Origin of the sequence: Larkinella arboricola (assembly GCF_003259745.1) — a bacterium.
GTDB classification, from domain to species: domain Bacteria; phylum Bacteroidota; class Bacteroidia; order Cytophagales; family Spirosomataceae; genus Larkinella; species Larkinella arboricola.
In genome coordinates, this window is record NZ_QLMC01000011.1 from 16,081 (window position 1) to 34,351 (window position 18,271).

The following is an 18,271-nucleotide window of genomic DNA, read 5'->3' on the forward strand; positions in this document are numbered from 1 at the left end:
GGGTAAGATTCAAAGAAGGAGCGTTAAAAACAACAGAGGCTCTACGTGAATGGGGTTATAGTTGATTAGTCCAACCAAATTTAGATACGTGAATCAGGTTATAGTAACATTGAGGCCGTGAATACGAATGCCTCTTTCCTGATCTGTCACTCTCGAAAACACACCGATTGGAGCAAGTGATACTCCTAAAAAGCCGGTGTAACGACTGAAAAAAATTATTCTATTGCGGCCTCATGCTTTCACAGCTTGCTGACAGCGTACACGTGAACTGAGTTATACAAATGCGTGAATCAGGTTATAGTACGCGAAATGGGTTATAGTACGTGAAACAGGTTATAGACTACGTGAAATAGGTTATATAAACACGTGAATCAGGTTATACAAATACGTGAAATAGGTTATATAAACACGTGAATCAGGTTATACAAATACGTGAGACAGGTTATAGTTAGACGTGAAACAGGTTATAGCTAAGGTTGTAACCTGTTGATTTTCAAATCGTTTGCGGGGCCTAAAAGAAACTTTTTAAAACAATAAAAGAAATAAACACACAAAGCGTGTGTTGTCTAATTTTTTAAGGAAAAAAGGGGGTAAAATAAAAAAGACAGGTTCCCTACGTGAGCTCATAAAAAACAAAACGAAAGAAGCGGCTACGTGAAATAGGTTATAGATAAACGTGAATCAGGTTACAGGTGAGTAAGCGATAGGCGGCATATGAGAACTGTCAGTCTGGCACTGATGCGTTAATAAATACCGGCGCTTTAAGTTAGTAAATGGTATTTGTTTGCTTTATTTATCGGGATTTTTAAACTTTTTATTCACAAAGTGAAAACCTAGGTCCAGATACCGGGCTAACCACCGTGAAAAGGGGAGGAAGACCTGTTTTCGGCGCTTCGAACAGCCGAAAACAGAAGGGGCAAATTTGCGTGGGAGAGGAGTAAAGAGAAAAGCAGGCTTCAGATCATAGGATTTACCGAAGTGATCCCGTGATGTCGTTCTTATCGTTTTAACTAGCAAACCTCATCGTTGCCTATGGAAAAATCTAAAATCTACTAGCGTCTTTACATCTTGAACAGCAGGCAAACGCTTTCGGAGCCCTGCTCATAATCTGCCCCGGAAAGCAGTCATGCGACCTGCAATCTACTCTTATTCCTAACCTTTAACTTTAGAATCTGATGCAACGTAAGTATTGTACGCCAATGCACGGTTGGGCGTTGAAGCACGCTTCTTATGCCCTCTTGTTTCTTAGTTTTTTATGGGCCAGAACTTCTTCGGCTCATGCCGAAACCCCTGTAAATGATTTAGTACTGAATAAGCCTGTAACCCGAAGTTTACTGTCTCCGCGTTTGGATGCCCTGATAACGGGGAAAGTAACCGACGACAAAGGGGATGCGCTTGCTGGTGTAAACGTTGTGCTGAAAGGGACCCAAAGAGGATCTGTGACCAATAAAGACGGTAATTTTGAGATCATGGTGCCTAATGCGCAGGCCGTCCTGGTCTTCTCTTTTGTGGGATATGGGATGCAGGAAGTCACTGTAGGCGACCGCTCTTCGCTGAACATCACGCTGCTTGCCGATACCAAGGCCCTAGATGAAGTGGTCGTGGTGGGGTATGGCACCCAGAAGAAAGCCAACCTGACGGGTTCGGTAGCGACGGTCGTTATGGAGGATGTTCAAACCCGCCAGGTGACCAACAGCACCTCGGCCCTCCAGGGTAAAGTTCCCGGCTTACGGATTACCCAGGGTACGGGGATGCCCGGTCGTGAAAGCGTTTCGGTTCAGTTGCGGGGAGCCAGTTCCTGGGGCACCAACACCACCCCCCTTGTGCTGGTGGATGGGGTTGTCGGTTCGCTGGACGGCCTGCCCATGACGGACATCGAAAGCATTTCCGTGCTGAAGGATGCGGCCTCGGCTTCGATTTACGGTGCCCGGGCCGCCAATGGGGTTATTCTGGTAACCACCAAGCAGGGAAAAAGCGGTAAACCACGGGTTTCGTATAACATGTCTGTTCGGTCTCAGTCGCCCACGGGTGTCCCGAATCAAATCTGGAACTCGGCGCAATACATGGACCTATTCAACCGGGCCGTCGCACGCAATGCCGTTAGCGCCGTTCCATTCCCGCAAACGTTGATTGACAAATACAAAGCGCCCAACCGCGACCTGAATTTATTTCCCGATTATGACTGGACCAAAGCCGTCTGGCGGAATGCGGCCATGCAGGACCATAACCTTGGGATAAGTGGCGGTTCGGAGAATGTGCGGTACAATATGTCTGCCGGAATACTCAAGCAGGACGGGGTTTTGATCGGCCATGATTACAAGCGGTTTAATGGACTGGCAAACGTGTCGGCGACGGTAAATAAATACATTACCGTGGGCACAAACATGACCTTTCTGAACGGAAAGTCCCACTCGCCCTACTATGAGAATCAGAACTTTGTGCTGATGACAATGACGCAGGCTCCGCTGGTCAAACCGTATTTGCCCGACGGAAGCGGACGCTATACCGATAAGGCTATGCCCACGGGCGTCGGCGGAACCCAGAACAACCGGAACCCCTTCTGGATTGCCAACGAAACCTTTCGGGATTATGAAGACTGGCAGGCCAACCTACAGGGATATGCCGACATTAATTTCCTGCACGGAAAGGATATGCGGCTAAAACTGAGTACAAAACTTGCCACCCGGTTTACCGAACAGTTCCAACGGATTTACCACTACGGTGCCGACGCGTTTTATTATTTGCCGGATAAGGAATACCAGACCGGCGGAACTGACGTGCATAGCAAAGGAACCCCGTTTGGCCCCGAAGCCCTGGGCGTTTTCAATAACAACTACCGAACCATCCTGAACACCTTTTACTCTTCGTTAAACTGGGACTGGAGCAAAGGGAAACATGACGTGACGGCCCTGCTGGGGTACAGTCAGGAAGACCAGAAATACCGTACGCTCACCGGAAGCCGGAACGTTTTCCCGGTCAAGCAGATGTATGAACTCAACGGAATGGGCTCGCTAAACCAGGTCGTTGGGGGCAGCCTGACCGAATGGGCGTTCCAGTCTATTTTTGGGCGGGCCACGTATGCATTCAGCAGCAAGTACTTATTTGAAGGAAACTTCCGGTATGACGGAACCTCCCGGATTTTTAAAGACAACCGTTGGGGTTTCTTCCCGTCGGCATCTGCGGCCTGGCGCATCAGCGAAGAAGCGTTTATAAAAGACGGTCTTCCCGCGATCAGTAACCTGAAACTGCGGGCGTCTTACGGTTTGCTGGGCAACGCCAATATCGGCGATTATCCGTATCAGGAGACGTATGTTACAACCTCGTACGCCTTTAATAATGCTTTGGTGCAGGGGGCTTACCAGACCGCCTTACGCAATCGAAATATCGAATGGGAAAAGACGGCCATCACGAACCTGGGACTGGATTTTAACTTCAAAAACGACATCTTCTTCGGAACCGTCGAATGGTATAACAAATATACCACCGGTATTCTAGCGGGTGCCATTATCCCGGCCAGCACGGGGATGTCGGCCCCTACTGTCAACTTTGGTGAATTCAAGAACTATGGCGTTGAAATCGAACTGGGTCATAGCAACCGGATTGGCGGGGTCCAGTATGGCGTAAATGCCCAGGCTTCTATCAATCGGAATAAGGTCATGAAATTTCCGGCACCGGTTTATGGAGAGCGCATCATTGAGGAAGGCCGTCCTTATAATGACTACTACCTGTATGAGTACACCGGCATTTTTAAGTCGCAGGAAGAGTTGAAGGCGGTGGTAACGCCCGGCAACCCGCAGTTAGGAGATATTAAATTCAAGGATCAAAACGGCGATGGTGTCATTGACGGGAAAGACCGTATCCCCGTTAAAGGGGCTTATCCGGCTTTTATTTATTCCTTTGGCGGAAATGTGGCCTGGAAAAATTTCGATCTTTCACTCTTCTTCCAGGGTGTTGAAGGACAAAAGGTGAAAACCATTTTCTTTGGTGAAGACCCTTTCTCACAGGGCTCCTCTCCGCACCCTAAATTTCTGAATGCCTACGACCCGGTCACCAATCCGGATTCCGATATTCCCGCGATCTACGGGTGGGGCTATGCGCCCATGACGGGCGGCACCGCGCAGGGGTCTACCTACTTTTTAAAAGATGCTTCTTACCTGCGGTTGAAAAACATTTACCTGGGGTATACCATTCCGACGGTTCTGTCTAAACGGGTGGGTATCAATCGCCTGAAGGTGTTTGTGGCTGGCGACAACCTGCTGACCTTCACCAAATATCCGGATTTGGACCCCGAGCGTGCCAGTGATGGATGGCACGCGCAATACCCCCAGTTGAAAGTGCTTTCAATGGGATTAAACGTAGGCTTTTAGAACTTTAAGGATCCAAGAACATGAAAAATAGCTTTCGAAAAATTGGTTTTTTACTGCTGGGTGGCAGTTTATTAACCGCTTGCGACGATACCTTTTTAGAAAAAGTCCCCCAGCAGGAAATTGCTGCCGGTAACTTCTGGACGACGGAGAGCGACGTTGAGATGGCATTAGCCGGTTGTTACGCCCGCTTGAAAGGCTCCTTTCTGACCTGGAGCCGGAGCTACTTTGACGCTGCGGTAGACAACGGATGGGCGCAGCACCAAACCCCCATTCGGCTGATGCAGTCCGGTACGCTCGATCCCGTCAATTCCGGTTCCGCCAACTCGTTATACACGGCCTGTTATCAGGGAATTGCCACGGCCAACGTTTTTCTGGCCAACTTCAAAAAAGCACCTATGGCCGACGCGGCTGCCAAACGGTACGAAGCGGAGGCCCGGTTTCTGCGCGCTTTTTTTTATTTTGAACTGGCACAGCGCTGGGGCGGAGTGGTGATCTACAAACAGGTGCCGGTAAATATCGATGACTTGAAAATAGCCAGGTCGAGTGCCGAGGAGGTCTATCAATTTATCCAGGAAGATCTGGCTTTTGCGACCGAAAACCTGCCGGATATCGCTTACCAGTCCGGACATGCCGTGAAGACCAGCGCCCTGGCGTTACAGGCCCGTATTGCTCTTTTTAAAGGAGAATGGGACAAGGTGATTACCAATACGGAGGCAATCATTAAGTCATCTCACTATGCGTTATCCGCTGATCTGAAATCTCCCTTTGTCAAAGGGGCAGGGCAACTGACCAGTCCGGAGATTATTTTTTCGGTGAAATACCTGGAAACCCGCGATGGGCGGCAATCGAATGATGGAGGGCAGGAGGTTGAATTCTTCCGTTGGGGAGGGCTGACGCCTACCAGGGATTTGATTGACGAATATGACCCCGCGGATTTACGGCTTTCGGAATGGTATTATTACGCGCCCGATAAAACCACCTTCACCCGAAAAGACGGCTTTAAATTCCAGACGGAATTTACGGCCACCAATTACGGTTTGATTAAATTTCTGGATGCCAACGATCCCTCCAGGTTCATCCCCAGCGAACGGGATATCATCACGGGTCATGATGTTGTTCTGTTTCGATTGGCCGATGTGTACCTGATGTATGCGGAAGCGCAGGTTGAAAAAGGCGGTGGTACAACGGCCGATGCCAATGCCATCAGCTATGTGAACGCCATCCGGAAACGGGCGGGCCTAACCCCCATCACGTCTTTGACCCGAACCGCCATCCGGAAAGAACGTCGCAAAGAACTGGCGTTTGAAGGACTCCGCTACTTTGATGTCGTCCGGTGGAAGATCGGAAAGGAGATCAACGGCAAGTTGATTCACAGCAATATTAACCTGAAATGGGACGATAAATTTTATGTGTGGCCTTTCTCCCAGAGCGAGATGGATATCAACAGGGCGCTGGTCCAGAATTCCGGCTACTAGCCAGAGGCTGCATAAAACAAACGGCAAAAGGCTGAACCCTTCATCGGGTTCAGCCTTTTTGATAGGGTGGTAATGCCAAATGATCCTTCGGGCCGCCGTCAGTGGCTGATGGCAATGGCGACCCACAGGGGATGTTTGCCGCCATACAATCTTTATCACGGAATGAACCTGCAAAAGCCGTGTAGGGATTTTAGCAGAGGTTATTGATTGAACTCGCTAAGAAGTTGCTGCAAGTCGTCAATGGGTCGTTCGAACTGGTTACGGTTTTCCCGGTGGATGGCCCACCCACACGACAGGAGGGTAAGTCCGTAGAGAACAGCCGCTGCCGTCGGATAGTGCTCCAGACCGCCCGGTACATATAACTCAAAAAGTAGAAAGATGCATAGGCCGGTACTGATGGGAATCAACCCGTATTCATACCGCTTCTTGAACCGGTAGAACGACACCAGATTCAGGTATTGGTACTGGATTCGTTTCTGAACCGAATCGCTGGGCTGTTTGCTGGACGGGCTGGCCCGGGCGATCCGTTTGAACTTTTTCAACAGCACCACTGTAAACGGCAGGTAGAGCAGCAGGCCGGCCAGACACAGCCACTGGATACGGGGTTCTCCCCAGAACCGGATCCACACATGGCTGAACAGCGCATACACGATGATTTGCAGCGTAAAAGCCCCCCAGAAGTACTGCATTGCCCGGTTGATGGGCTGGCGAGCCCGGGTGCGTACAAGTTCCTCAAGGGCCGATGGATCGTAAGAGGGTAAGCTTGCCGGAACCGGGTTGGCCTGGTTCCACTGGTTTTTCAGATCGTCGATGACGGACATGGTTATTGAGTTTTAAGTTTATCCTTTAAGCGCGTTTCCAGTTCTTTCCGGATGCGTACTAATCGCACACTCACGTTGGAGAGGGATATTCCCAGGACCGTGGCAATCTCCTCGTAGCTCAGTCCGTCCAGATGCAGGATGATAACGGCTTTGTTGAGGGGGGCCAGGTCAGCAATGGCTTCGAAAAGCCGCAAGGAAATATCTTCCCTGTCGTTGGGGGCCGCATCGGGAACCTGCTCGTGAAGCGGCATCAGCGTTTGGTGTTGCCACCGTTTGGCCTTGCGCTGATAGGTCAGGGCCGTGTTCAGACAGACGCTGTACATCCAGGTAGAAAACTTGGCCTGCCCATTGAAAGAAGGGTAGGCTTTCCATAACTGGTAGATCATCTCCTGCACCAGATCCGCCCGCTCATCGGCATCGGATTGATAGACCCGGCTGATTTTGTGAGCAATAGCCAGATGCTGATTGAGTTGCGCCAGAAACCTTTCTTCGATGGATGTGTTCATTTCGATTCGAAAGCTCTTTCTCAATAAGTAGCCGAAAGGCGCAAAAAACTACACCCAAATCGATTAAAATTTAAGGAATCTGTCAACGCTGCTGGAGACGGCTGAAATTCGTCTCAGCATGGTGTCTTTTTTACGATCGCTTCGTTTGGTAAAACAACTGGTCAACGGGCCTCCCGATGGTAGGTGTATAAAATGGTTTGATCAAAAAACGGCCCGGTGTTTTCATCCCCTCAGCCGCCAACGAATCGGAATCCTAGATGGAATTTTGGCAGTTATTACCTTTTGTTGACATATTCTGCGCCATCGGGTACTTTTTTCAACACTAGGCGTCTTATTTGCGGTGATTTTTGCTCCAGGAACCGGTACAAAGAACGTGTTGTACCAGGGTATTAACCTAAAAAAGCTGCCTGTAGAAAATAACCCCCCATAACCCAATTTACCCGATCGTTACCGGCGTGGTGTGTCTTGGCTGTTTCGCACTGATTTATTTTCAGCCGGAAAACCGGGGGTACACCTGGCTTTTCGTTTTACTCAGTATTTTAATTGTCTATAAACTGCCCAGAACGCTGCATGAGTGGTATCATTACTGGAATGTTGTGCCTGCCGTTGCCCCACCCCGGAACCGCCAGTGGACCGTTGATGTGCTGACGACCTTCTGCCCCGGTGAGCCCTACGAAATGATTCTGGAGACGCTCCGGGCGATTCAGGCCATCACCTATCCACCCGTGGCTGTTGCACAACGCCCATTGGCTACTCCATTGCAGCGTGAGCCAGGCGGCCCCAATTCTCTTACTTTTTCTACTATTTCCGAAACATCGACCCGGCCTTTGTGTTTCCTTTTTCTTGATACCCTGTTTATTAAGACGTTTTTGATCCGATCGACGCAGAAGAAAGTCAGTTATTAAAAATTATATTAGTTCTTGAAAATAAACTATATTTAGCAAGGAGATTTTAACTGAAACCGGGACACTGGATCGGATGGCAAAGGAGGGGTTGACCCGGTAGCGCATTTAACCTGCTTTCAAAGGAGCCGGTATACCTTACCTATTGTTTCAACCAAATTTTCTTCGTCAACAATTACCGCTGATGGCTGTAAGGCTTGCCCTGTAAGGTCCTATGAATTAATGTGTACATGGTAAAGCTTATCGATACCTGGTTTGACCGTTCCCGACAAGGAGTGGCCTTTTTAAAGCCAGTCCGCAATTCCCGGAAAAAGAATACTGATTTTCGGTTCGGGTTGGTCAATACCGCTTTTGCCCAGATCTTCCGCCAAACCGTTGATGAACTTACGGGAAGATTACTCAGTGAGTTAGTTTCAACCGACCAGATGGATCGGGTTTTTCAGCCTTTAATTGCTGTTCTGGAGACCGGAAAGCCCCAGCAGTTTGAAGAATGCTATCGATACAACAACCAGGACGTCTGGCTCCACCTGAGTCTAAGTTCAATTGATGGCCAGGTATTGGCGGAAATTGAGGATGTTACCCCGCAAAAAAACGCAGACCAGCAACTTCAGCGACGCCTGGCGATGGAATCCATCGTATCCACCTTTTCAAGTCGGCTCCTGACCCTGGAAGACAGCGAGTTGAAGGCTTGCATTACCGATGCGCTCGCGCAGATCGGTGCATTTACCGGAGCGGACCGGGCCGCCATTTTTAGCTATTCGGAAGATCAGCAACGGGGTAGCTGTACCCACGAGTGGTGCGCTCCCGGCATCCGTTCCAGCAGTTATAAATTTCAGAATTTACCGACGACTCTTTTCGCCTGGCTGAATCAGCAACTGGGAAAACAGCAGGTTATTCAGCTGAATACCGAAAGCATGCCGCCCGAAGCCGCCCATGAAAAGTCCATTTTTGATTCCATTGCGGTTCGTTCGCTGATTGTGGTACCCATGATTCGGGACGGCGACCCCCAGGGCTTTATCGGGTTTTATGCCATCGACCGACCAAAAGCCTGGGACGAAAAGGATGTTTATTTATTAAAAACATTCAGCGCATTGATAATCAACGCGCAATACCGTCAACAGCAACAGGCTGCCATCCGGCGGGCGAACCAGCGTTTAGCCGGTTTGCGCACCATCGATCAGGCCCTATTAAGTCCTTATTCCGCCGGACAGTCTCCCCTGCTGACCGCCTTGCAGCATATTAATGCCCTGGTGCCTTGTGAACGGTTGACGATATTCCGGATCAATGAAGAATCGGATCAGGCAACGGCCGAGTACCGCTTAGCGGAGGGGGTGCTGGAGGTGAATCCGAATCTTACTTTTTCTGCGCATTACCTGACAGATCGGCTTCCACTGGCCAGCCAGGTCCTATACATACCTGACTTAAAGGCTCATAAACTGGATTTTCCGTCTGAGCTAAACCCTTTCGAACAGGGTTTCCGCTCCATGATCATTATTCCTCTGTACCGTCAACATGAGTGTATGGGTGCGTTCACGCTCTTGTCCACGGTTCCTGATTTTTTTACCGAGGAGCACCGGCAGATTGCCCAGGAAGTGGCCAGTCAGTTGGCCTTTGTGTTGAATCAACAGCAGCAGGATCAGGAACTAAAACAACAGAACGAAGATCTGGAGCGACGAGTAGAAGCCCGTACCCGCGAAATCGGACAGTTGTCGGCCCTGCATCAGGCTATTCTGGAGCACGCCGGTCAGGCCATTCTTTCAACCGACATCCACGGAGTTATCCAGACGGCCAATCCGGCGGCTGAAAAATTAATTGGCTACCGCACCGACGAGCTGATTGGCCGCATTCCCGGCTTTTACCAGGGCGTTGCCGACCAGCCTCTGCCTATTATTACATTCCAGGGCCCTACATCCGGCTACCGGCCTTCTGCTGTGTTTGATGCGGCCTTAGCCAACCAGTCTTACTGGCATCTGGAGTGTATAATCATCGGGAAAGACGGACGGCAGGTGCCGATTCTTCTGGTCATCAGTAGTTTAAAGGATTTCCGTGGGGCGCTGATTGGGTATGTGGGGATCGTTACGGATATATCCGCTCTGAAAGCGGCTGAAATCCAGCTACGGAACCTGAATCAGCGGTTTGAGCTGGCCACCTAGGCCGTGGGTCAGGGAATCTGGGAGGATGATCTGGAGCAGGGTAAACTGATCTGGGATGACCGGCTGTGGGAATTGCACGGTATTGAACCCCAGGGACCTGACTGGAGCCTGCGGGAGTATATAAACCTGGTTCACCCCGACGATCGGGCGAGTTTTCTGGCCGGTACGCACCATGTCTCGCCCGAGGACCGGCTGGCGAATGTGAGCCGCATTATCCGGCCTGATGGAAGGCTGATCTACGTCGAACACCAGGCGCTGGTGGTGCGGAACCCGCAAGGGGAGCCAGTTCGGGTTATTGGTGTGGCCTGGGATGTAACCGAGCGCAAGCAGGCCGAGCAAGCGCTGCAACAAGCGTTGCAGCGGGAGCAGGAGTTGAACGGACTCAAATCGCAGTTTGTCTCGACGGCTTCGCACGAATTCCGGACGCCCCTGACAACAATCGTTACCAGCGTCTATCTGATGAAACTGTATCTGGATAAACCATCAGAAATTGCCCGACCCCATATGGATAAGCACCTGAATCTGATTGAACAGCAGGTTCAGAACGTCAACGAGCTGCTTTCGGACTTGCTCAGCATCGGTGCCCTTGAAGCAGGAAAGGTTTCTTTCCATCCGCACCGGGTCGATGTGCCAACCCTGTGTCAGCAGGTTATTGGCAGCCATTTTAGCCACCGGCCCGATGGTCGAAAGGTTCAGACTTCGTTTGAAGGCCAACCGTATTGTGCTTACCTGGACGAAAAACTGATCACTCAGGTACTGGTCAATTTGCTGGCTAATGCCTTTAAATTCGCTCAGGAAGAACCCCGTCTGGTAATTCGATTTGAACCCGAGAGGTTGGTCATGGAAATTATTGATACCGGCATTGGCATACCGGCCAGTGACCTTCCGAAGTTATTTGAACCGTTTTTCCGGGCTTGCAATACGACCACCATTCAGGGCACCGGTCTGGGGCTGGTCATCGCCCGTCAGTATGTAGAGTTGCACGGTGGGACGCTGACGGTGCAGAGCCAGGAAGCCAAAGGGTCTACTTTTACCATCAGATTACCCCGTAATCAATCCGACTAAGTAAACGATGAAGTTAAGCCTATTCTTCTGATTTTACGTTTAAAAACCGTTTGATCGCATGGCTCTTAAAATCTTGTATATTGAAGATGAGACCAAGATTCGGGACAATGTTTCGGATATTCTGGGGTTGTACGGCTATGAGGTGGCAACGGCCGGCAATGGTCGGGATGGCATTATCCAAGCGATACTAGACCCGCCGGATTTGATTATTTGCGATATTCGAATGCCCGAGATGGATGGTTACCAGGTACTGGAGGTCATTCGTTCAAACCGTTCGCTGGCTACGATTCCGTTTATTTTTCTGACGGCCCGTACCGAAGAACTGGATGTACGCCGGGGAATGGTTTCAGGAGCGGATGACTACCTGAAAAAGCCTTTTACAATGGACAGCCTGTTGCAGGCTATTGAGGGCCGATTGGAGCGCGAAGCCCAGCGAAAAACCGACCTGAAAAATCGGCTGGAAGCAATCAGCCAGATGATCGCCAGCGTAACCAGTAATGAATACAACACGGCTCTCAATGGGATTCTGGGGCTCGTTTCGCTGTTGATCAACCATTATCACGAGTACGATCAGGAAGACAACCTGTTCATGCTGACGATGATTAAAGTCAATGGTTTACGCTTAAAGCGGTCGTTGGATAACCGGAGGTTAATGGATGAGTTGCGGAATCTGGAACCTGCGCATTCTGCCTACTCTTTTTATACGTTGGGAACGACTCAACTGGATACCCGGGTGATTGAGCAGTCGATCCGCAGTGTCAATGAACGGTACGATCAGGAAATTACGGTCCGGCTGGCGGTGGAAACAACCCGGCTTGCACTTCCGGAATGGAGCCTGAACATTATTTTAGCCGAACTGATTGACAATGCTCACAAGTTCTCGGAGGGTTTCCATCCCATCGAAATCATCGGTCACCCGCAGGGAACGAATTACCAACTGACGGTTTTGAATCAGGGGCTGCCGTTTACGCCGGAAGACAGGACCCATATTTTGTCTTTTCTCCAGGTTGACCGCCAGCAGTATGACCAGCAAGGAGATGGTCTGGGTCTGGCCATCGTCAACAAGCTGCTGGAATTAAATCAAGGCACGCTGGCAATTGAAACCCGGCCTGACGCAACCACTGCGGTTACGGTGACTTTTCAGGGAATTACTGAACAGGCGGCCTTCGGGTCGAGATAGTCGGTTACCTGGCTAATCGCTGACGTATGCAAATGGCAAATAAAACCGTTCGGCAAGAAACGGCTTTCACTCGAAGTGACGGATTGCGTATTGAAGCTGTTTCGCAAACCGTATTGCTGCTGTATAGCGCTAAAAAGCCTGAACGGCGCGGGTAACGGGCTTGCTCAAGCGGTTCTTGAAGAGCGTTCTGGCCGAGGTACACGGCAACTGTAAAACGCTAACTTATTAAGCGGCAGCTACAAGAGTGTCAAAGAAAGGTTATCTTTATCAGACATCTCCAAACTCTGTCACTATATGCATACCGGTTCAAAAAAGCTTGTCTTTATCGTGGACGATGATGACGACGACTGCACCATACTGCTGATTGCGTTTTCGAAAGTACGCCCGGATTGTCAATTGGAATGCTACACCCGTGGTCGGGAAGTAGTAAACCGGTTGATGCAAAAGAATGCGCCGATTCCGAACCTGATTCTGCTGGATTTATTGATGCCTCAAATGGATGGCCTGCTCCTGCTGCAACAAATTCGCAGCAATCCCGCGCTTAATCAGGTTCCTGTTGTAATTTTTACCCAGGCTAACTCGAATGGGAGGATGGTCGAGTGTTATCAGGCTGGCTCCAGCTCCTATATTCGCAAACCGGGCTCATTTGAGGAGTTGGCCCGGCTGATTGAGGTTACGAGCAGCTACTGGTTAGATACGGTCCGGATTGCTGGCATAGGTCAGTAAACAGACCCATGAACCGTGAGTGTTTAACGCACCCACCCCCATTTCTTCCACTACGGAAAGCAGATACCGCTCAGGACTTGTCAAGCTGGACGGCCCTTAATCGGATATTCACCAGCTTCATCCGATTACACGGCTTTCCGTTACTTCTGCTAACCCGTCCTGACCGAGCGATTAACCTTGTAAACCAGCCCTGGTTTTTCCGTGAAATACCTTTGCCGGATTTGCCGGTTGCCTTTGGCCTAAATACCCGTCAGATGTGTGGTTTCAACGGACAAAAAAAGGTGTCAGGAGTAAAGCGTTAACCTTACTCCTGACACCTTTTAATGAATAGCCCCGGCTGAGGAGGCTCAACAAACTTAGCGATTGATCAGAAGGCGCTTGAAAAAGATTTGTTGATCGGTCTGTAACTGAATCAAATAATTATCAGCTCCAAACGCACTTAAATCGATGGTTTCATGCTCGGTTTTGCTCGTGCCGATTACCGATTTCTTCCAGACTGATCGACCCATTATGTCGATTACATGAATTTCACCCTGCTGACCCGTATTGATGCGGTATTGGATCTGCGTCTGGCCTTTACTGGGGTTAGGGCTTACATTTACAAAGTTAAGAGCGGCACTTTCAACCCCTTTCCGTGCTCCGCTAGGACAGACTAATCCTTTCGGGGACCACTTTAAGGTATAATTACTGCCCGGCACACGTCCACTGATTGAGTGAGGCTGACCATCCTTCAAAGAAGCGGGTACTTCGAAGCTATATCCATGCACTCCGTTGCCTTTGCCAGCGTTTTTCAGATCATCCCGGTAAATATTGGCTTCCGTGCTGCCAATGACCGTATTACCTTCCACAAATTCGACCCGAATCGGCGTGGTAGGCCGGTTACGATCCCAAACCCAGCCCCCGATGCTGCTGCATTCCACTACATCCAGAAAACCTTCGTAATTACCAGGTCCACTGCCGCCATTGGCGGGTGGTGGTGTGCCGGTATCAGTACCCACCGTCAGCAGTAGAGTGACCGCAACCGGCGCATGGGTAGGGTCTTTGGCAGCATACGTGAGCGTAAAAGTACTGCTGTTGCGGGGCGTACCGGACAGCGTGCGGTTGTTGGCATTGAAGCTTAAGCCCTCGGGTAAGCCCGTGAGCGTGTACGTCAGCGGATCGTTTTCGGCATCGGTGAAGGCGGCTAAAACCGTGGTTGGAAGCTCCACATTGATGGTGGCCGATAAAGGCGAAAGCGCCGGTGCGACGGGGGCGGCATTGCCTGCTGGCGGTGGTGTACCGCTGCCCGCGCACTGGATGGTTTTGGGAGCCCACTTTAAGACAAACTCAGACCCCTGCACACGGGCCCAGATCGTATGGCGCTGGTTGTCCTTCAGGTGTTCGGGCGTTGCGAAGCTGTATCCGTGTGCCCCGTTACCCTTGCCCGCGTTTTTCAGATCGTCCCGGTAAATATCAGCGACAACGGTACCAAAGGAAACGGCCGTCGCCACAGTGGCCCCATCGAGGAATTCAACGGTTATGGGCGTGTTGGGTTTGTCACGATCCCAGACCCAGCCGGAAAGTGAATTGCAGTTAACGCCATCCAGATAACCATCGAAATTGCCGCTAACAATTGGACCAGGGCCTCCGTCTGCCGGTGCTACGATCAGGCTGAAACTGACGCTGACCGGTGCATGGGTCGGGTCTTTGGCGGCATACGTGAGCGTAAAGCTCCCGCTGTTGCGGGGTGTACCGGACAGCGTGCGGTTGCTGGCATTGAAGCTTAAGCCTTCGGGTAAGCCCGTGAGTGTGTACGTCAGCGGATCATTTTCCGCATCGGTGAAGGCGGCTAAAACCGTGGTTGGGAGCTCCACATTGATCGTGGCTGATAAGGGCGACAGCGCCGGGGCGACGGGGGCGGCATTGCCTGTTGGCGGGGGTGTACCGCTGCCCGCACACTGGATGGTTTTGGGAGCCCACTTTAAGACAAACTCAGACCCCTGCACACGGGCCCAGATCGTGTGCCGCTGGTTATCCTTCAGGCTTTCGAGAATCGGAAAATCAAACCAGTGTTCACCATTGCCCTTGCCGGCGTCTTTCAAATGCTGGCGGAAACTGCTGGCTAAAATAGAACCGATTGGCACTCCAGCGGCAATGCTTGGGCCTTCAAAAAAATCGATGGTTACGTGCGCATTGACCTCATTGCGATTAAAAGCCCATCCCGAAAGCGTACTACAATTGGCTTCCTGCGTCAGATAACCGTCAAAATTAGCCGCCGGAGCCGTTGTGCCACCATTCACAGTCAGGGTGACATTTACGCTGCTTCTGACTTTTTCATCATCGGCGGTATACGTCAGTGTAAACGTGCCCTGTTGGGAAGGGGTGCCCGAGATAATCCGCGTGCCGCTGTCGAAGTTTAATCCGGCAGGTAGACCCGTCAGCGAATAGGTCAGCCGATCGTTGTTCGGGTCCGTGAAATGAGGTAAAGCCGGTGAGGTGTAAAAGGAATTGACCGTAGCGGACAGGGCCGAAACCGTGGGTGCTACGGGGGGCTGATTTCCGGGATCAGTAGGCGGGTTTTCGTCAACCGGCTGGGCAGAAGAAAGTGCTGTCAGGACATACGGACGCGCATTGGCAAAGAACGCATCGTTTAGGGCATCCGACCAATAACGGGCCGCTTTCTCCGTGCCCGACCAGCTCAGGTGAATGCCGTCGCTAAAGTCGCTTGCCGATAACAAATCATAATCGGGACCCGGAAAACTGTTTTCCAGACGGCTCATCCGTTCCTGAACCCGCCGGATTACGGGCGCATTATTAAACGGGGTCTTGCGGTTGACCACAACGGCTAGCGACGGGAAATTCAGATCTGAACGGGCCTGATTAACCCAGGTCTGGTAGTATTGCAGTACCTGGTCTTCATTGGTATTGGCCCAGTCGTTTTGTCCGTGATCAGAGAGAATACCGCGAATACCGGTTTGGCGAATGTAAAGCTCAATCGCATTCCGTACATTACGGTAGGGCATACCGATCGAGGAATTGACGAATGGATGGTCAAACTGCTGTCCAAGCGCCGATTTTGCCCATTGTTCCAGATTCGTGCCGCCAAAACCGGCATTAAAAATCAGAATGGGTACATTGAGCCGTTGCGCCAGGTATTGGCCCGTTTTGGCCCAAAAGTACGTACCATGCGCAAATGGGGCTGGTGCTACGCCGGAGCTATAATGACTAAAATTACGGGGCAAATAATCCTGATTTGCGGTTCTCTCATAGTCGGCGTAGGTCTGGGTACCCGGCAAAACCGGTGCGGTGTTGACCCGATCATCATCACTGCCGCCCAGGTTGAGGTCCTGCCCCTGCGCAACCGAGTGGCCCGAAATCAGAAAGACTTCACCAACCCCCACGCGCTCGATCATGGCCGCTCCAGACTGCCCGTTTTCGGCCACGGCGCGTACTTCCACATTATACCATCCGCCTGTGGTCGGCAAGCTACCCTGGAATTGTCCGTTTTGTGAACTGGTTGCAATGGTAAACCAGCCCGTTGTCTGGCCCTGTCCATCCCGGGCCACTGCCCGGGCGTCAATACGCCTTGTGTTGTCTGGCCAATTTCCGCGTATGGGAATATAGGCTGTGTTATTTTGATTCCGTTGATAAACGATCCGGTGGCTGGGGGACGTGAGGATTAGCTGCGGCCAGGCTTTTAAATGAAGAAAGAATAAGGCTAAAATGAGAGCAATCCGTTTAGTCTGGTAAAAAGTTAATCTCATACGCTCTTTTTTATTTAGTACGCTAAAAGATGTGCTGAAAATAGAATGATAATTTTAGCGTTTTCACGCTTTAGGTGTACCAATTCCGGTACTGAAAGACGAATTCAATCGACGGTTACTGACGTCCCGGTAAAAAACTGGTTCTCACGTGCGTTGTCTAACTCGGTATTGATCGTGTGCCCATAGCCGTTAATCGCTTTATTTTAGCGCTACAGTCCCTTTGTCGGTTAATTCAACTAGTTCAGGTTGTGCAGGAGCGGTGCCTGCTTAGCTGATTAAAAGAGTACTGGACAATCCTTTTAAGTTTGTTCGGAATCACTAATTTCAGGCCAATGAACCGCAGGAATTTTCTAGCCATAGCCGCCGGTGCTTCTGCTGCAACCGGGCTGACCTCCCTGAACCAGGGGGATAAAACGGCCATTCCCATTATTGACACCCACATTCACTTGTTCGACACAAATCGCCCCGAGGGGGTGCCGTGGCCGACCAAACAAGATACCGTTCTTTACCAACCTGCCTTGCCAGAACGGTATCGCCAGATCGCGGCACCGCTGGGCGTGGTGGGGGCCATTGTTGTGGAAGCCAGTCCCTGGCTGGAAGACAACCAGTGGGTACTCGATGTGGCTGCCCGGGACAAAATTATTGTTGGAACAGTGGGTAATCTCGAACCCGGCCAGCGCGATTTTCGCCCACAACTCGAACGCTTCCAGCGCAACCCGCTGTTTCGTGGAATCCGGAACGGAAATCTCTGGGAACGTGATCTTGGTCAGCAACTGTCGAATCCGCAATTTGTATCGGACCTTCGTTTTCTGGCCCAGGCCGGGCTAACGCTGGACGCGGCAAACCCCAATCCCGCCCTGCTTGCTTCTCTGGTGCGGGTCACCGATCAGGTGCCGGATTTGCGGGTGATTATTGATCATCTACCCCAAATGAACCCTTCGCAAGCGGCTGCGCAACGAAGGGCCACGGAAGCCCACCTGAAGGCGTTAGGCCAGCGGCCCCAGGTGTATGTGAAAATTTCGGAAGTCCTGCGCCGAGTGGACAACGGAACGATTCCCCGGGACCTTAGTTTCTACCGGGCGCGGCTGGATGAGCTTTTTGGTATCTTCGGAGAAGATCGGTTGCTGTACGGAAGCGATTGGCCCAATAGTGACCGGTGGCTGCCTTTTCACGCCGGATTGGGCCTGGTTAAAGAATACTTCAACGCAAAAAGTCGAAGGGTAGCCGAAAAGTACTTTTGGAAAAACTCCGTTGCTGCTTACAAGTGGCAAAAGCGCGACCCTTTACAGCCTGAGTAGAGACGGGGCTCCACTGACTTTTCGGAAGGTAAGGA

At 51.0% G+C, this 18,271-nt stretch carries 11 protein-coding genes; 8 read left to right on the forward strand and 3 right to left on the reverse strand.

The features are described 5' to 3' along the window. The first annotated feature begins 1,346 nt into the window (after window positions 1–1,346). Window positions 1,347–4,367, forward strand: coding sequence for a SusC/RagA family TonB-linked outer membrane protein (locus LX87_RS26880; protein WP_170139482.1), 3,021 nt, complete (start codon window positions 1,347–1,349; stop codon window positions 4,365–4,367). Window positions 4,368–4,387: 20 nt separating this feature from the next. Continuing rightward, window positions 4,388–5,842, forward strand: coding sequence for a RagB/SusD family nutrient uptake outer membrane protein (locus LX87_RS26885; protein ID WP_111631411.1), 1,455 nt, complete (start codon window positions 4,388–4,390; stop codon window positions 5,840–5,842). A 200-nt stretch (window positions 5,843–6,042) separates the two neighbouring features. Here LX87_RS26885 and LX87_RS26890 read toward each other — a convergent pair whose 3' ends face one another. Together LX87_RS26890 and LX87_RS26895 are read right to left on the reverse strand one after the other, a co-directional pair. Next, on the reverse strand, window positions 6,043–6,663 hold the full coding sequence (locus tag LX87_RS26890; protein ID WP_111631412.1) for a hypothetical protein: 621 nt from the start codon (window positions 6,661–6,663) through the stop codon (window positions 6,043–6,045). Window positions 6,664–6,665: 2 nt separating this feature from the next. Then, on the reverse strand, window positions 6,666–7,169 hold the full coding sequence (locus LX87_RS26895) for an RNA polymerase sigma factor (RefSeq protein ID WP_111631413.1): 504 nt from the start codon (window positions 7,167–7,169) through the stop codon (window positions 6,666–6,668). Between the two features lie 455 nt (window positions 7,170–7,624). Between LX87_RS26895 and LX87_RS26900 the strand changes: the two genes are divergently transcribed. The 5 genes from LX87_RS26900 to LX87_RS26920 all read left to right on the forward strand — a co-directional run bounded on the left by LX87_RS26900 (window position 7,625) and on the right by LX87_RS26920 (window position 13,195). After that, window positions 7,625–8,074, forward strand: coding sequence for a hypothetical protein (locus tag LX87_RS26900; protein ID WP_146624574.1), 450 nt, complete (start codon window positions 7,625–7,627; stop codon window positions 8,072–8,074). A gap of 227 nt (window positions 8,075–8,301) precedes the next feature. Then, complete coding sequence (locus LX87_RS26905; protein WP_111631415.1) at window positions 8,302–10,224, forward strand: PAS domain S-box protein; 1,923 nt, start codon at window positions 8,302–8,304, stop codon at window positions 10,222–10,224. Between the two features lie 3 nt (window positions 10,225–10,227). Further along, entirely contained in the window at window positions 10,228–11,289 is a 1,062-nt protein-coding gene (locus LX87_RS26910; protein ID WP_111631416.1) for a sensor histidine kinase, read from the forward strand. Window positions 11,290–11,347: 58 nt separating this feature from the next. Continuing rightward, window positions 11,348–12,469, forward strand: a complete 1,122-nt coding sequence (locus LX87_RS26915; RefSeq protein WP_111631417.1) for a hybrid sensor histidine kinase/response regulator — start codon at window positions 11,348–11,350, stop codon at window positions 12,467–12,469. A gap of 294 nt (window positions 12,470–12,763) precedes the next feature. Further along, window positions 12,764–13,195 carry a response regulator gene (locus LX87_RS26920; RefSeq protein WP_111631418.1) on the forward strand — a complete coding sequence of 144 codons (432 nt, stop codon included), beginning with the start codon at window positions 12,764–12,766 and terminating at the stop codon, window positions 13,193–13,195. 356 nt (window positions 13,196–13,551) lie between these two features. On the opposite strand, the gene LX87_RS26925 is transcribed toward LX87_RS26920, so the two are convergent. Further along, window positions 13,552–16,740, reverse strand: a complete 3,189-nt coding sequence (locus LX87_RS26925; RefSeq protein ID WP_170139483.1) for a putative Ig domain-containing protein — start codon at window positions 16,738–16,740, stop codon at window positions 13,552–13,554. Between the two features lie 530 nt (window positions 16,741–17,270). Between LX87_RS26925 and LX87_RS26930 the strand changes: the two genes are divergently transcribed. Further along, on the forward strand, window positions 17,271–18,236 hold the full coding sequence (locus LX87_RS26930) for an amidohydrolase family protein (protein WP_111631420.1): 966 nt from the start codon (window positions 17,271–17,273) through the stop codon (window positions 18,234–18,236). Window positions 18,237–18,271: the final 35 nt, after the last annotated feature.

Bases quoted from the DNA above. Each gene is read 5' to 3' on its own strand.
- LX87_RS26895 (WP_111631413.1), bottom strand. From the start codon at position 7,169: ATGAACACATCCATCGAAGAAAGGTTTCTGGCGCAACTCAATCAGCAT.
- LX87_RS26915 (WP_111631417.1), top strand. From the start codon at position 11,348: ATGGCTCTTAAAATCTTGTATATTGAAGATGAGACCAAGATTCGGGAC.
- LX87_RS26885 (WP_111631411.1), top strand. From the start codon at position 4,388: ATGAAAAATAGCTTTCGAAAAATTGGTTTTTTACTGCTGGGTGGCAGT.
- LX87_RS26920 (WP_111631418.1), top strand. From the start codon at position 12,764: ATGCATACCGGTTCAAAAAAGCTTGTCTTTATCGTGGACGATGATGAC.
- LX87_RS26930 (WP_111631420.1), top strand. From the start codon at position 17,271: ATGAACCGCAGGAATTTTCTAGCCATAGCCGCCGGTGCTTCTGCTGCA.
- LX87_RS26905 (WP_111631415.1), top strand. From the start codon at position 8,302: ATGGTAAAGCTTATCGATACCTGGTTTGACCGTTCCCGACAAGGAGTG.
- LX87_RS26890 (WP_111631412.1), bottom strand. From the start codon at position 6,663: ATGTCCGTCATCGACGATCTGAAAAACCAGTGGAACCAGGCCAACCCG.